The sequence below is a fragment of the Kitasatospora sp. NPDC057738 genome, from assembly GCF_042798815.1.
GTDB classification, from domain to species: domain Bacteria; phylum Actinomycetota; class Actinomycetes; order Streptomycetales; family Streptomycetaceae; genus Kitasatospora; species Kitasatospora lactacystinica.
Genome location: NZ_JBHVJT010000071.1, coordinates 24,773 through 40,834, shown reverse-complemented (window position 1 = coordinate 40,834; position 16,062 = coordinate 24,773). Strand labels below are relative to the sequence as shown.

Here is a 16,062-nt window from a genome sequence, read left to right as displayed (position 1 = left end):
GGTGCGTGGTGGCCGGGGACAATCTTGGAAGGCGGCAGTTTCGATGGCAGATGATGCGCGGCCGATGGCGGACGACGCCCAGCGGCTCCGCGACTACCTCACCCGGGTGGTCGCCGAGCTGCAACACACCCGCCGGCGGGTCCGGGACCTGGAGTCCGCGGCGGGCGAGCCGATCGCCATCGTCGGGATGAGTTGCCGCTACCCGGGCGACGTGCGCTCCCCGGACGACCTGTGGCGGCTGGTCAGCACCGGCCAGGACCCGATCGGTCCGCTGCCCGCGAACCGCGGCTGGGACCTCTCGCTGGCCGACGAGCCGTCCTGGGCGGGCGGATTCGTCGAGGACGCCGGGGAGTTCGACGCGGACCTGTTCGGGATCTCGCCGCGCGAGGCGCTGGCGATGGACCCGCAGCAGCGGCTGCTGCTGGAGACCTCCTGGAAGGCCTTCGAGGACGCCGGGCTCGACCCGCTGTCGCTGCGGGGCTCCAGCACCGGCGTCTTCGTCGGCGTCACCTCGGTCAGCTACGGCCCCGGGATGGACCTGCCGGAGGACGTGGCCGGCCACCTGATGACCGGCACCGCCTCCAGCATCGCCTCCGGCCGGGTGTCGTACACCTTCGGCCTGGAGGGCCCGGCGGTCACCGTGGACACCGCCTGTTCCTCCTCCCTGGTCGCGCTGCACCTGGCCGTCCAGTCGCTGCGCGAGGGCGGCTGCGACCTGGCGCTGGTCGGCGGCGTCACGGTGATGACCACCCCGATGCAGATCGTCGAGTTCGGCCGCCAGGGCGGTCTGGCCTCGGACGGCCGCTGCAAGGCGTTCTCCGACGAGGCCGACGGCGCGGGCTGGTCCGAGGGCATCGGCCTGCTGCTGGTCGAACGGCTCAGCGACGCGCGGCGCCGCGGCCACCAGGTGCTCGCGGTGGTCCGCGGCAGCGCGATCAACCAGGACGGCGCCTCCAACGGCCTCACCGCCCCGAACGGCCCGGCGCAGGAACGGGTGATCCGACGGGCGCTGGCCAACGCCCGGCTGAGCGTCGAGGACGTGGACGCCGTGGAGGGCCACGGCACCGGCACCCGGCTCGGCGACCCGATCGAGGCCCGGGCGCTGCTGGCCACCTACGGGCGCGGCCGCTCCGCCGAACGCCCGCTCTGGCTCGGCTCGATCAAGTCCAACATCGGCCACACCCAGTCCGCCGCCGGGGTGGCGGGCGTGATCAAGATGGTCATGGCGATGCGCGACGGCACCCTGCCGCCCACGCTGCACGCGCGACGGCCCTCCGCCCAGGTCGACTGGTCGCCCGGCACGGTCCGGCTGCTGACCGAGCCGCGGCCGTGGCCGGCCGCCGACCGGCCCCGCCGCTCGGCGGTCTCCTCGTTCGGGATGAGCGGCACCAACGCCCACGTCATCCTGGAGCAGGCCCCGGAGCCCGAGCCCGTCGAGCCCGCCGCCCCCGAGGGCACCGCCCCCGCCGAGGGCACCGGGCCCGCGCTCACCGCCGGCCCGCTGCCGTGGCCGCTGGCCGCGAAGACGGCGGACGGGCTGCGCGGCCAGGCCGTCCGGCTGCGCGACGCCATGACCGCGGACGACGCCCCCCGGCCGGTGGACGTCGCCCGCTCCCTGCTGACCCGGGCCGCGCTGCCCAGCCGCGCCGTGGTGCTCGGCGCGGAGCGCGCGGAACTGCTGGCCGGCCTGCAGGCACTGGCCGACGGGGAGTCGGCGGCCAACCTGGTGCGCGGCGAGGCCGCCGGCGGCACCGGGGTGGTCTTCGTCTTCCCCGGCCAGGGCAGCCAGTGGGCCGCGATGGCCCGTGAACTCCTGGACGCCTCACCGGCGTTCCGGCAGCGGCTGGAGCAGTGCGAGGCGGCGCTCGCGCCGTACGTCCCCTGGTCGCTGTCCGAGGTGCTGGGCGGCGCGCCGGACGCCCCCGACCTGAGCCGGGTGGACGTCGTCCAGCCGGTGCTCTGGGCGGTCATGGTGTCGCTGGCCGAGGCCTGGCGCTCGGTCGGCGTCCGCCCGTCCGCGGTCGTCGGCCACTCCCAGGGCGAGATCGCGGCGGCCTGCGTCGCCGGCGGCCTGACGCTGGAGGACGGCGCCCGGGTCGTGGCGCTGCGCAGCCGGGCGCTCGCCGCCCTCGCGGGCCGCGGCGGCATGGTCTCGCTGCCCGTCGGCCGGGAGCGGGCCACCGAGCTGATCGCCCCCTGGGGCGAGGGCCTCTGCGTGGCGGCGGAGAACGGCCCCGCCTCCACCGTGGTCTCCGGCGAGGCCGGCCCCGTCGAGGAGCTGCTGGCGCTCTGCGAGGCCCGGGAGGTGCGTGCCCGTCGCATCCCGGTGGACTACGCCTCGCACTCCCCGCAGGTCGAGGAGCTGCGCGAGCGCATCCTCGCCGACCTCGCGCCGATCACCCCCGGCTCCAGCGGCATCGCCTTCTACTCGACCGTCACCGGCGCGCCGATCGACACCGCGCGGATGGACGCCGGCTACTGGTACGACAACCTGCGCTCCACCGTCCGCTTCGAGCAGGCCACCCGCGCCCTGCTGGCCGACGGCCGCTCGGTGTTCGTGGAGAGCAGCCCGCACCCGGTGCTCACCATCGGCATCCAGGACACCGCGGACCAGGCAGGCACCCCGGTGACGGTCACCGGCACGCTGCGCCGCGAGGACGGCGGCCCGGACCGCCTCCTGGCGGGCGCCGCCGAGCTGTGGACCGCCGGGGTCGCCGTCGACTGGTCGGCGGCCTTCGCCGGCGGCACGCGCACCGCGCTGCCCACGTACGCCTTCCAGCGCCGCCGCTACTGGCCCGATCCGCTGCCCGCCCCGGCGCGGGCGGCCGGGGGCGGCGACCCCGCCGAGAGCGGGTTCTGGGACGCCGTCGAGCGCGGCGACGCCGAGGAACTGGCCGCCACCCTGCGGCTGGACGAGGCGCCCGGGGTCCTGGACGCGGTGCTGCCCGCGCTGGCCGGCTGGCACCGCGGCCGCCGCCGGGGCGCGACCGTCGACTCCTGGCGCTACCGGGTCACCTGGACCCCGGTCCCCGACCTGCCCGCGCACCCCCGGCTGGGCGGCCGCTGGCTGCTCGCCCTCCCGGAGGGCGGGAACGGCGGGGAGGTCGCCGACCTGCTGCGCTCGGCCGGGGCCGAGGTGGTCGAGCTGACCGTCGCCGCCGACGCCGACCGCACGGAGCTCGCCGAACGGCTGAGCGCCGTCGGCTCCGCCACGGGTGCGGTCTCGCTGCTGGCGGGCGCCGAGGACGCACCGCAGGCCCCGGCCGGGCCGGCCGCGACCGTCACCCTGCTCCAGGCCCTCGGCGACGCCGACCTCGACGCGCCGCTCTGGTCGCTCACCGGCGGCGCGGTGTCGATCGGCCGCGCGGACCCGCTGCGCAGCCCCGTCCAGGCGCTGGCCTGGGGCCTCGGCCGGGTCGCCGCGCTGGAGTACCCGCGCCGCTGGGGCGGTCTGATCGACCTTCCGGCCGTCCTGGACGCCCGGGCCGGAGCCCGGCTGGTGGCGCTGCTCGGCGGCGCCGCCGGGGACGAGGACCAACTCGCCGTGCGCGGCTCCGGGGTGTTCGCCCGCCGCCTGGCCCGCGCCCCGCGCGCGGCCGGGACGACGCTCGAACTGCCCGGCTCGGTGCTGGTCACCGGCGGCACCGGCGCGCTCGGCGCGGTCGTCGCCCGCTGGCTGGCCGGCCGCGGCGTGCCGCACCTGACCCTGCTCGGCCGGCGCGGCACGGCGGCGCCGGGCGTGGCGGACCTGGTCGCGGAGCTGACCGCGCTGGGCACCCGGGTGACCGTGGCCGCCTGCGACCTGACCGACCGGGAGTCGCTGGCCGGCGTGCTGGCGCGGATCCCGGCGGAGTTCCCGCTGGTCGGCGTGGTGCACGCGGCCGGCGTCGGCCAGGCCATGATGCTGGACCGCACCGGCCCGGCGGAGCTGGCCGAGGTGCTCGGCGGCAAGGTCGCCGGCGCGCTGCACCTGGACGAGCTGACCCGCGGCCTGGACCTGCGGATGTTCGTCACCTTCGGTTCGGGCGCCGGGATCTGGGGCAGCGGCGGCCAGGCGGCCTACGCGGCCGCGAACGCCTACCTGGACGCTCTGGTCCTCCGGCGCCGGGCCGAAGGCCTGCCCGGCACCTCGGTCTCCTGGGGCGCCTGGGGCGAGGTGGGCATGGTGTCGACCGACGCCGTCCGCGACCACCTGCGCGAGCGCGGCATGGTGCCGATGGACCCGGACCTGGCGATCGAGGCGCTGGCCGGGGCCGTCGACGCGGGCGAGGACTGCCTGACCGTCGCCGACATCGACTGGCCCCGCTTCGTCGACACCTTCACCGCCACCCGGGTCAGCCCGCTGCTGGCCGACCTCTCCGAGGCGCGGACGGCGGACGAGGAGCCGGCCGGCGAGGACCGGCGCCCGGACCTCGGCCGCCGGCTCGCCCCGCTGCCCGAGGCGCAGCGCCGGCAGATCCTGCTGGACCTGGTCCGCACCGAGGTCGCCGCCGTGCTCAAGCACCCGGACGTCCGGGCCGTCGAGGCCGCGCGGACCTTCAAGGACCTGGGCTTCGAGTCGCTCACGGCGGTCGAGCTGCGCAACCGGCTGAACCGGGAGACCGGCCTGCGGCTGCCCGCGACCATGGTGTTCGACCACCCGACGCCGACCGCCCTGGTGGCCTACCTGGAACGGGAGTTGGACCTCGGAGCCGAGGCGGGCCCGGCCGGCGCCGAGCCGGCGGCGGCCCCGGCCGGCCTGGACGAGCCGATCGCGATCGTCGGCATCGGCTGCCGCTTCCCCGGCGGCGTCCGCTCGCCCGAGGACCTGTGGACCCTGGTGGCCGACGGCGCCGACGCGCTCTCCTCCTTCCCCGTCGACCGCGGCTGGCCGGACCGGGTGCCGGGCGTGGACAGCGCCGTCGGCGGCTTCGTGGACGACGCCACCGAGTTCGACGCCGGGCTGTTCGGCATCTCGCCGCGCGAGGCGCTGGCGATGGACCCGCAGCAGCGGCTGCTGCTGGAGGCGTCCTGGGAGGCCTTCGAGGACGCCGGCATCGATCCGCACGAGGTGCGCGGCAGCCGGACGGGCGTCTTCGCGGGCGCCTCGTCCTCGGGCTACGGCCACGGCCAGCTGCTCGACGGGGTCGAGGGGCACGTGCTGTCCGGCACCGCCAACAGCGTGATCTCGGGCCGCGTCTCCTATGTGTTCGGCCTGGAGGGTCCGGCGGTCACGGTGGACACGGCCTGCTCCTCCTCGCTGGTGGCGCTGCACCTCGCGGTGCAGGCGCTGCGGGTGGGCGAGTGCGGCATGGCGCTGGCCGGCGGCGTCGCCGTGATGGTGAACGCCGGCGCGTTCGGCGAGTTCAACCGGCAGGGCGGCCTGGCCTCGGACGGCCGCTGCAAGGCCTTCGCGGCCGGTGCGGACGGTACGGGCTGGGGCGAGGGCGTCGGCGTGCTGGTGCTGGAGCGGCTGTCGGACGCCCGGCGCAACGGGCACCAGGTGCTCGCGGTGGTCCGGGGGAGCGCCGTCAACCAGGACGGTGCGTCCAACGGGCTCACCGCGCCGAACGGGCCCTCGCAGGAGCGGGTGATCCGTCAGGCGCTGGCCAACGCGGGGCTGTCGGTCTCGGACGTGGACGCCGTCGAGGCGCACGGGACGGGCACCCGGCTCGGGGACCCGATCGAGGCGCAGGCGCTGTTGGCCACCTACGGCCGGGACCGCGACGGTGAGCCGCTCTGGCTGGGCTCGGTGAAGTCCAACCTGGGCCACACCCAGGCCGCCGCCGGTGTGGCGGGCGTGATCAAGGCCGTGCAGGCGATGCGCAACGGTGTGCTGCCGGCGACCCTGCACGTGGACGAGCCGACGCCGCAGGTGGACTGGTCGGCGGGTGCGGTCGAGCTGCTGACCGAGGCCCGGCCGTGGCCGGAGGCCGGTCGCCCGCGCCGGGCGGGTGTCTCCGCCTTCGGGATCAGCGGGACCAACGCCCATGTGGTGCTGGAGCAGGCTCCGGCCGAGGAGCAGCTGCCGGTCGAGGAGGCGACGGGGCCGACGCTGTGGGTGGTGTCGGCGCAGAGCGCCGGGGCGCTGAAGGCCCAGGCGGCGCGGCTGGCCGGGAAGTTGGAGTCCGAGGCGCTTGAGTCCGAGGCGCTGGAGTCCGGGGCGGCTTTGGAGTCCGGGGCGTTGGAGTCCGGGGCCCGTCCGCAGGACGTGGCGTGGTCGCTGGCGACCGGGCGGGCCGGGCTGGCCCACCGTGCGGTGGTGATCGGCGACGGCCGGGCCGCGCTGCTGGACGGCCTGCTCGCGCTGGCGGACGGCCGCCCCTCGGGCGGGGTCGTCAGCGGTGTCGTGGCGGAGGGCCGCACGGCGTTCCTGTTCACGGGGCAGGGCGCGCAGCGGGTCGGCATGGGCCGGGAGTTGTACGAAGCCTTCCCGGTGTTCGCCGGGGCGTTCGACACCGTCTGCGCGGAGTTCGACCTGCTGCTGGACCGGCCGGTCCGGGACGTGGTGTTCGAGGGTGCGGAGGACCTGGACCGGACGGTGTGGGCGCAGGCCGGGCTGTTCGCGGTCGAGGTCGCCTCGTACCGGTTGCTCGAATCCTGGGGCGTGACACCCGACTTCCTGCTCGGCCACTCGATCGGCGAGGTGGCGGCCGCCCAGGTGGCGGGCGTTCTCTCGCTGGCGGACGCGTGCGCCCTGGTGGCGGCACGTGGCCGGCTGATGGACGCGCTGCCGAGCGGCGGGGCGATGCTCGCCGTCCAGGCCGCCGAGGCCGAGATCCGCGACGCGGTCGGCGAGCGGCTGGACGTCGCGGCCGTCAACGGCCCGACCTCCGTGGTGGTTTCGGGTCCGGCCGAGGTGGTGGAGGAGCTCGCGGCCCGTTGGAAGACCGAGGGCCGCAAGATCCGTCGGCTGACGGTCTCGCACGCCTTCCACTCGGCCCTGATGGAGCCGATGCTCGACGAATTCGCCGCCGTCCTCGCGAAGTTGACCTTCACCGAGCCGAGGATCCCGATCGTCTCCACCCTGACCGGCAGCCTCGCCGAGCCGGGCCTGCTCGCCACCCCCGACTACTGGGTGCGCCAGGTCCGCGAGGCCGTCCGCTTCGCCGACGGCGTCGACGTCCTGCACCGCCAGGGCGTCACCCGCTACGTCGAGCTGGGACCGGACTCCGTGCTGTGCGGCCTGGCCGGTCAGACCGTGGGGGAGGCCGTGTTCGCGCCGCTGCTGCGCCCCGGCCGGGACGAGCGGGAGACCGTCCTGCGGGCGCTCGCCGCCCTGTGGGCGGCCGGGGCCGGGCTCGACTGGTCCGCGGTGCTGCCCGCCGGCCGTCGGGTCGCCCTGCCGACGTACGCGTTCCAGCGCGAGCGCTACTGGCCGCGCTCCCTCGACCTGGGGAGCCTCGCGGCCGACCCGGCCGAGACCCGGTTCTGGCAGGCGGTCGAGAACCAGGACCTGGACGGCCTGGCCGAGGCCCTGGAGATCGACCGGGCGCCCGAGGAGCTGGCGTCCGTCCTGCCGGTGCTGTCCTCCTGGCGGCAGCGCCGCCAGGTCGACTCGGTGGTGGACTCCTGGCGCTACGAGGTGGTCTGGAAGCCGCTGACCGGCCTCACGGAGACCCTCCTGTCGGGGCGCTGGCTGCTGGTGACGGCCGAGGGGGCACCCGTGGAGGCCGTCGAAGCGGCACTGCGGGCCGCCGGCGCGGACGTGGTGACGCTGGCCGGCGAGGGCCTCGGCCGGCGGGAACTGGCCGACCGCATCCGCGCGTCGGCCGCCGAGGGCGAGCCGGTGAACGTGCTCTCCCTGCTCGCCGTGGCCGAGCAGCCGCAGGGCCCGGGCTCGTGGGTGTCCTCCGGCGTGGCCGGGACGCTGACGCTGGTCCAGGCACTGGGCGACGCGGGCGTCCGGGCCAGGCTGTGGTCGGCGACCGTCGGTGCGGTGTCGGTGGGCCGGGCGGACCGGTCGGTGAGCCCGGCGCAGGCGCAGATCTGGGGTCTGGGCCGGGTGGCCGCACTGGAACTGCCGGACCTGTGGGGCGGGTTGGTCGACCTTCCGCCGGTGCTGGACGAGCGGGCCGGCCGCCGGCTGGTGGCGGTGCTCGGCGGTGCCGAGGACCAGGTCGCCGTGCGCTCCTCGGGCGTCTACGGGCGCCGGGTGGTGCGGGCCGCGCAGCGGAGCGGCCGCGGCGGCGTTCGGACCCCGTCCGGGACGGTGCTGGTGACCGGTGGTCTGGGTGCGCTGGGTGCGGAGGTGGCGCGTTGGCTGGCCGGGCGCGGGGTGCCGCACCTGGTGCTGACCGGCCGTCGTGGCGATCGGACGCCGGGCGCCGCCGAGCTGGTGGCCGAACTGACCGGTCTGGGTGCCCGGGTGACGGTCGCGGCCTGTGACGTGGCGGACCGCGACGCGGTCGCCGCCGTCCTGGCCGCGGTGCCCGCCGAGCTGCCGCTCACGGGCGTGGTGCACACCGCGGGCGTGGTGGACGACGGCGTGCTGGACGGCGAGACGGTCGAGCGGTTCGAGCCGGTCTTCGCCGGCAAGGTCGGCGGCGCCGAACTGCTGGACGAGCTGACGGCCGGTCCGGAGCTCGATCTGTTCGTGGTCTTCTCCTCGGTTGCGGCGACCTGGGGCAGTGGTGGTCAGGGCGCCTACGCGGCGGCCAACGCCCACCTGGACGCGCTGGTGCTGCGGCGCCGGGCGCGCGGGCTGCGGGGCACGTCGGTGGCCTGGGGCCCGTGGGCCGGTGAGGGCATGGCAGCCCAGGGCGATGCCGCCGAGCAGCTGCGCCGTCGCGGTCTGGCCGTGATGGACCCGGAGTCGGCGGTGTCGGCCCTGGCACGGGCGGTGGACGCGGACGAGGTCTGTGTGACCGTCGCGGACGTGGACTGGCAGCTGTTCGCGCCGGCCTTCACGGCCGTGCGCACCAGCCGGCTGCTGGCGGAGCTGCCGGAGGCCGTCGGCGCGCAGGCGCCGGTGGTCGAGGGCGTGGAGCTCTCCTCGGAGTTCCGGGAGCGGCTGGCGGAGGCCGCGGCCGGGCGCCGGGAGCGGATGCTGGTGGACCTGGTCCGGACCGGTGCGGCCGCCGTCCTCGGGCACGCTTCGATGGAGGCCGTGGACGCCGGTCAGGCGTTCCGCGACCTCGGCTTCGACTCGCTGACGGCGGTGGCCCTGCGCAACCTGCTGGTGAAGGAGACCGGGCTCTCGCTGTCGGCCACGCTGGTGTTCGACTATCCGACGCCGGTGGTGCTGGCGCGGCATCTGGCCGAGGAACTGCTGGAGTCGGTGCCCGAGGCGGTGGCGGAGCAGGCCGGTGCGGCGGTGGCCGTCGCGGACGATCCCGTCGTGATCGTGGGCATGAGCGCCCGCTATCCGGGCGGGGTGCGTTCGGCGGCCGGGCTGTGGGAGCTGGTCGCGGCCGGAGCCGACGGGGTCACCGGCTTCCCGACCGACCGCGGCTGGCCGCTCGAAGCGGTCGGCGCCGCGGCGGCGCGCGGCGGCTTCGTGGAGAGCGTGACGGAGTTCGACGCCGGGCTGTTCGCGATCTCGCCGCGCGAGGCGCTGGCGATGGACCCGCAGCAGCGGATCCTGCTGGAGGCGTCCTGGGAGGCCTTCGAGGACGCCGGGATCGACCCGCGCTCGGTGCGCGGCGAGCAGATCGGCGTCTTCGTCGGAGCCTCCAACTCCGGCTACGGTGCCGCCGGCGGCCTGGAGGAGGTCCAGGGCCATGTGCTGGCCGGGACGGCGAACAGCGTGATCTCCGGCCGGGTGGCGTACGCCTTCGGTCTGGAGGGCCCGGCCGTCACCGTCGACACGGCCTGCTCCTCCTCGCTGGTGGCCCTGCACTGGGCGGCGCAGGCGCTGCGCGAGGGCGACTGCGGGCTCGCGCTGGCCGGCGGTGTCACCGTGCTGGCCACCCCCGGGGTGTTCGGCGAGTTCGACCGCCAGGGCGGCCTGGCCGCCGACGGCCGCTGCAAGGCCTTCGCGGCCGGCGCGGACGGTACGGGCTGGGGCGAGGGCGTCGGTCTTCTGGTGCTGGAGCGGCTCTCGGACGCGCGCCGCAACGGGCACGAGGTGCTGGCGGTGGTCCGGGGCAGCGCGGTCAACCAGGACGGTGCCTCCAACGGCCTGACCGCCCCGAACGGTCCGGCTCAGCAGCGGGTGATCCGGCAGGCGCTGGCGAGTGCCGGGCTGTCGGCCGCCGATGTGGACGCCGTCGAGGCACACGGCACGGGCACCGTGCTGGGCGACCCGATCGAGGCGCAGGCGCTGCTGGCCACCTACGGCCGGGACCGCGACGGCGAGCCGCTCTGGCTGGGCTCGGTGAAGTCCAACATCGGCCACACCCAGGCCGCGGCGGGCGTCGCGGGCGTGATCAAGATGGTGCAGGCGATGCGCCACGGGGTGCTCCCGGCGACCCTGCACGTGGACGAGCCCACCGCCGAGGTGGACTGGTCGGCGGGCGCGGTGGAACTGCTCACCGAGGCGCGCCCCTGGCCCGAGCTGGACCGGCCGCGCCGCTCGGCGGTGTCCTCCTTCGGCATCAGCGGCACCAACGCCCATGTGATCATCGAACGCCCCGAGCCCGGGCCGGTGCCCGCGCCGGTGGCGGGGGCGGGGGCCGGCCTCGGGCCCGTGCCGTGGGCGCTGTCCGCCCGCACCGCCGAGGGGCTGCGCGGTCAGGCCGAACGGCTGCGCGAGCACGTGCGGGAGCACGGGACGGCGGACCTCCGGGACGTCGGCCGCGCCCTGGCCACCACCCGCGCCGCGCTGGAGCACCGGGCGGTCGTCGTCGGCTCCGACCGCGAGGAACTGCTGCGCGGGCTGGCCGCCGTCGTCGACGGCGCGCCGAGCGCGGCCGTGGTCTCCGAGCGAGCGGGCGACGGCCGGGTGGCGTTCCTGTTCACCGGCCAGGGTGCGCAGCGGGCCGGGATGGGACGTGACCTCCACGCCCGCCACCCGGTGTTCGCGGAGGCCTTCGACGCGGTCTGCGCGGAGTTCGACCTGCTGCTGGACCGCTCGGTCAAGGACGTGGTGTTCGAGGGCACCGAGGACCTGGACCGTACGGTGTGGGCGCAGGCCGGGCTGTTCGCGGTCGAGGTGGCGCTGTTCCGGCTGCTCGAATCCTGGGGCGTGGTCCCGGAGTCGATGCTCGGCCACTCGATCGGCGAGATCGCCGCGGCGCACTGCGCCGGGGTGTTCCCGCTGCCGGACGCCTGCGCCCTGGTGGCCGCGCGCGGCCGGCTGATGGAGGCGCTGCCCGAGGGCGGGGCGATGCTGGCGGTCCAGGCCACCGAGGCCGAGGTCCGCGAGGCGATCGGCGGCCGCCTGGACGTCGCGGCCGTCAACGGCCCGGCCGCCGTGGTGGTCTCCGGCCCCGTCGAGGTGGTCGAGGAGTTCGCCGCGCGCTGGTCGGCGGCCGGGGTGAGGACGCGCCGGCTGGCCGTCTCGCACGCCTTCCACTCGGCCCTGATGGAGCCGATGCTGGACGACTTCGCGGCCGTCCTGAAGGGCCTGGCCTTCAGCGAGCCGGGCATCCCGGTGGTCTCCGCCCTGACCGGCGGGATCGCCGGGCCCGGCCTGCTCACCACCCCCGACTACTGGGTGCGCCAGGTCCGCGAGGCGGTCCGCTTCGCCGACGGCGTCGAGACCCTGCACCGCCAGGGCCTGACCCGGTTCGTCGAACTGGGCCCCGACGGCGTGCTGTCCGCGCTGGTGGCCCGGATCGTCCCGGACGCCGTCGGCGTGCCGCTGCTGCGCGAGGGACGGGACCACGTGCCGTCGGCCGTCGGGCGGCTCTGGGCGGCCGGCGTGCCGGTGGACTGGGCGGCCGTGCTGCCCGGTGGCCGGCGGGTCGACCTGCCGACCTACGCCTTCCAGCGGGACCGCTACTGGCCGGAGCCGACGGTGGCGGCGCAGCCCGTCGACCCGGCGGAGGAACGGTTCTGGGAGGCGGTCGAGCGCGAGGACCTCGGCGAGCTGGCCGAGACCCTGGACGCCCGACCGGAGGCCGTCGGGACGGCGCTGACAGCGCTGGCCTCGTGGCGTCGCCGCCGTCGCCAGGACGCCCGCACCGACGCCTGGCGCCACCGGGTGCTGTGGCAGCCGGCCGCCGCGCCGTCCGGCCGGGCCGTGCTGGACGGGACCTGGCTGGTCGTCGCCCCGGAGGGCGAGGAGCTGGCGGCCGAGGCGCAGAGCAGCCTGGTCGCCGCCGGGGCCCGGACGCTGCGGCTGGCCGTCGACGGCGACGCGGGCGATGCGGGCGACGGAACCGACGGAACCGACGGAACCGACGGAACCGACGGAACCGACGGAACCCGCGGGACGGACCGCGCGGCGCTGGCCGCGCGGCTGCGGACCGTGCTCGACGGGGCCGGTGCGCTCGCCGGCGTGCTCGCGGTGCCCGGCGACCGGGTCGCCGAGCTGGCGACGCTCGCCCAGGCCCTGGACGACACCGGCCTGACCGCCCCGCTGTGGGCGGTCACCGCCGGTGCGGTGTCGACCGGCCCGGCGGACCCGCCGGCCGACCCGGGCCAGGCCACCGTCTGGGGCCTCAGCCGCGGCCTCGACCTGGCCGGTCCGGACTGCTGGGGCGGAATCGTCGACCTCCCGGTGCGCCGGGACGCCGCCGCCTGGGACCGCCTCGCGCAGGCGCTCACCGGACCGGAGCAGGAGGCCGCGATCCGCGACGGGCGGGTCTTCGTCCGCCGGCTGGTCCCGGCCCCGGCCGGGGCGGCGGCCGGGCAGGTGCGGTGGCCGGACACCGGCACCGTCCTGGTCACCGGCGGCACCGGCGCGCTCGGCCGGCGGGTCGCCCGCCGGCTGGCCGGCCTGGGCGTGCCGCGCCTGCTGCTGGTCGGCCGGCGCGGTGAGCGGGCGCCCGGCGTCGCCGACCTGCTCGCCGAGCTGCGGGCGGCCGGAACCGAGGCGACGGTGGCGGCCTGCGACGTCGCCGACCGGGCGGCGCTCGCCGGGCTGCTCGCCGCGGTCCCCGCCGAGCACCCGCTCACCGCGGTGGTGCACGCGGCCGGGGTCGGCGACGACACCGCGGCCGACGCGCTCACCCCGGAGCGGATCGCCGAGGTGCTGCGGCCCACCGTGGACGGCGCCCGCCACCTGCACGAGCTGACCTCGGGTCTGGACCTGAGCGCCTTCGTGCTGTTCTCCTCGGTGGCCGGGGTCTGGGGTGCCGCACAGCCCGCCCGGGCGGCGGCCAACGCCTACCTGGACGCGCTGGCCGAGGCCCGCCGGGCCGCCGGCCTGGCGGCCACCTCGATCGCCTGGGGGCCGTGGGCCGCCGCCGACGGGCTGACCGCCGACGCCGCCGGCCTGCTGGCCCGCACCGGGCTGCGGGCGCTGGACCCGGACGCGGCGCTCGACCTGCTCGCCCGTCTGCCCCGGGAGGCCTGCCTCACCGTCGCGGACGTCGACTGGGAGCGCTTCGCCGCCTCGTACACGCTCAGCCGGCCGCGCCGGCTGCTGGACGGGGTCCCGGCCGCACGGCGCACCGCCGGCGCGGCCGACGAGCCGGTGCCGGCGGACGCGGCGGCGCTGCGCGAGCGGCTCGCCGGGCTGCCGGACGAGGAGCGGCACCGGGCCGTGCTCGACCTGGTCCGCGCCCACGCCGCCGGCGTGCTCGGGCACGACGGCGCCGAGGCGGTCGCACCGGAGCGGCCGTTCCTGGAACTGGGCGTCAACTCGCTCAGTGCGATCGAGCTGCGCGACCGGCTCCGGACGGCCGTCGGGGTGCCGCTGGAGAGCACCGTGGTGTTCGACAGCGGGACCGCGGCCGAGCTGGCCCGGCGGGTCCTGGCGGCCCTCGGCGGGTCCGCCGCCGCCGAGCCGCGCGAGCAGACCGGGATCCTGCGCACCCTGTACGCCGAGTCGATGCGGCAGAACAAGCTCCACAAGTACATGGAGTTCCTGTCCGACGCGGCCTCCTACCGGCCGATGTTCGACTCGCCCGAGGAGGTCACCGAGCCGCCCGCGCCGGTCTTCCTGGCGCGCGGGCCGAAGCGGCCGCGGGTGGTCTGCCACACCGGCATGTCGGCGCTGGGCGGCGTGCACGAGTTCGCCCGCTTCGCCGCCTCCTTCAACGGCAGCCACGACGTGATCGCGCTGCCGCTGCCCGGCTACCGGGACGGGGAGCAGCTGCCGGCCGGCCTGGAGGCCTCGCTGGACTGGCAGGCCAGGACACTGGTCGAGGTCGCCGGGGACGCTCCGTTCGTGCTCCTCGGGCACTCCGGCGGCGGGCTGCTCGCCCACGCGCTGACCCGCCGGCTGGAGGCGATGGGCGTGCCGGTGGCCGGCGTGGTGCTGGTGGACACCTATCCGATGGACCGTCCGATGCACCAGGAGTGGCTGTCGGAGCTGACCGAGGGCACCTTCGGGCGTGAGGAGCTGGCCGTGCCGATGACCGACACCCGGCTCACCGCCCAGGCCTGGTACGGCCGGATGTACCTCGGCTTCCGGGCCGAGGAGGTCGCCGCCGCCACCCTGGTGGTCCGGGCCTCCGACCCGATCGGCGAGTGGACCCGGGAGGACGACTGGCGCGCCACCTGGGACCGGCCGCACCGTACGGTCGACGTCCCCGGCAACCACTTCACGGTGATGATGGAACACGGCGCCACGACCGCCGCGGCCGTCCGGGAGTGGCTGGACACCCTGGTCGAGCCCGGTGGTGCGCGGGCCGCCGAAGGGTGACCGGACGCGGAACCGCCCGGGAGCGTCTCGTACGCTCCCGGGCGGTTCCGTCCGCGGGCCGCCGGCTCAGGCCCGGTACGCGACCCGCAGCGGCAGGCGCTTGAGGCCCAGCACGAAGTTGAACCGGGTGTGCCACTCCAGCTCCGTGGAGGCCGGCTCGATCCTCCCGTAGCGCCGCAGCAGCTCGGTGATGGTCAGGCAGACCTCGGTCCGGCCGAGCATCGCGGCGATGCAGTAGTGCGGTCCGGAGCCGAAGGCGAGCGACTTCACGCCCTCGCGGCGCAGGTCCAGGCGGTCCGGGTCGGGGAACCTCGCCGGGTCGCGGTGGGCGGCGCCGAGGATCGCCAGGACGACGTCGCCGGCCGGGATGCGCTGCCCGGAGAGGACGAGGTCGTCGGTCAGGTGCCGCAGGATGACCTGCACCGTGGAGTTGTAGCGGGCCAGCTCCTCGAAGCAGTCGCCCATCATCCCCGGGTTCGCCCGCAGCAGCTCCAGCTGGTCGGGGTTGGTCAGCAGGGCGTGCATGCTGTTGCCGATGACGTTGATCGTGGTCTCGTGCCCGGCGTTGAACAGCAGCAGCACCTGGGCGATCACGTCCTCGTCGCTGAGCCCCTCGCCGTCCTCGTCCTTCGCCATCAGCATGGTCAGGACGTCGTCCCGGGGCTCGGCCCGGCGCAGCTCCATCTGGTGCCGGATGTAGGCGCTGAACTCCGGCTCGGCCTGGTTCATCGCGTCCCGCATCCGCGGGGTGATCAGCGGGTCGATGATGTTGGCGATCGCGTTCGTCCACTTGAGGCACTTGTCCGCGTCCTCGATCGGAATGCCCAGCAGGCCGCAGATCACCGCGACCGGGACGGGGGCGGCGAGCTGCTCGATCAGGTCGACCTCGCCCTCGCCCATGTCGTCGATCAGCCGGTTGACGATGCGCAGGATCTCCGGCTCCAGCCGCTGCACGGCGCGCGGCGTCACCGCCCGGGCGATGATGCGGCGCAGCTTGCGGTGCTCCTCGCCGTGCTTCACCAGCATCCAGCGGCTCAGGCTGCGCATCGCCGGGCTGTCGGGACCGCCGCGCTGCTCCGCGAACGCCGGATCCGTGGTGACGCTGGAGGACGCCTGCGGGGAGCGCAGGAACGCGTCCACGTCGTCGTACCGGCTGAGCGTCCAGAATCCGTACGGCGAATGGTGAATGGGTTCCGTCTCGCGCAGCCGCCGATAGTAGGCGTATCTGTTCCTATGGAGCTGCGGATCGTTGAGGTCGAAGAGAACCCTGGTCCTTTGCCGCTCCACCATGACCCGGCCAATCATCGCGAGGAAATTTTTCCCCCAGGCTCCGGCGGACGGTGATGAGGGGTCAACCCCTATCCTTCCCGGCGGCGTGCTGGTTA

2 protein-coding genes are annotated in these 16,062 nt (G+C 76.2%); one reads left to right on the top strand and one right to left on the bottom strand.

The genetic code is table 11. From position 1 onward, the window contains the following. Nucleotides 1–43 precede the first annotated feature (43 nt). Entirely contained in the window at nt 44–14,677 is a 14,634-nt protein-coding gene (locus tag ACFVGO_RS30860; protein WP_380635299.1) for a type I polyketide synthase, read from the top strand. A 66-nt stretch (nt 14,678–14,743) separates the two neighbouring features. Here ACFVGO_RS30860 and ACFVGO_RS30855 read toward each other — a convergent pair whose 3' ends face one another. After that, the gene (locus tag ACFVGO_RS30855; RefSeq protein ID WP_359905265.1) at nt 14,744–15,967 is read right to left on the bottom strand and encodes a cytochrome P450; all 1,224 of its coding nucleotides are present in this window, start codon (nt 15,965–15,967) and stop codon (nt 14,744–14,746) included. Nucleotides 15,968–16,062 lie beyond the last annotated feature (95 nt).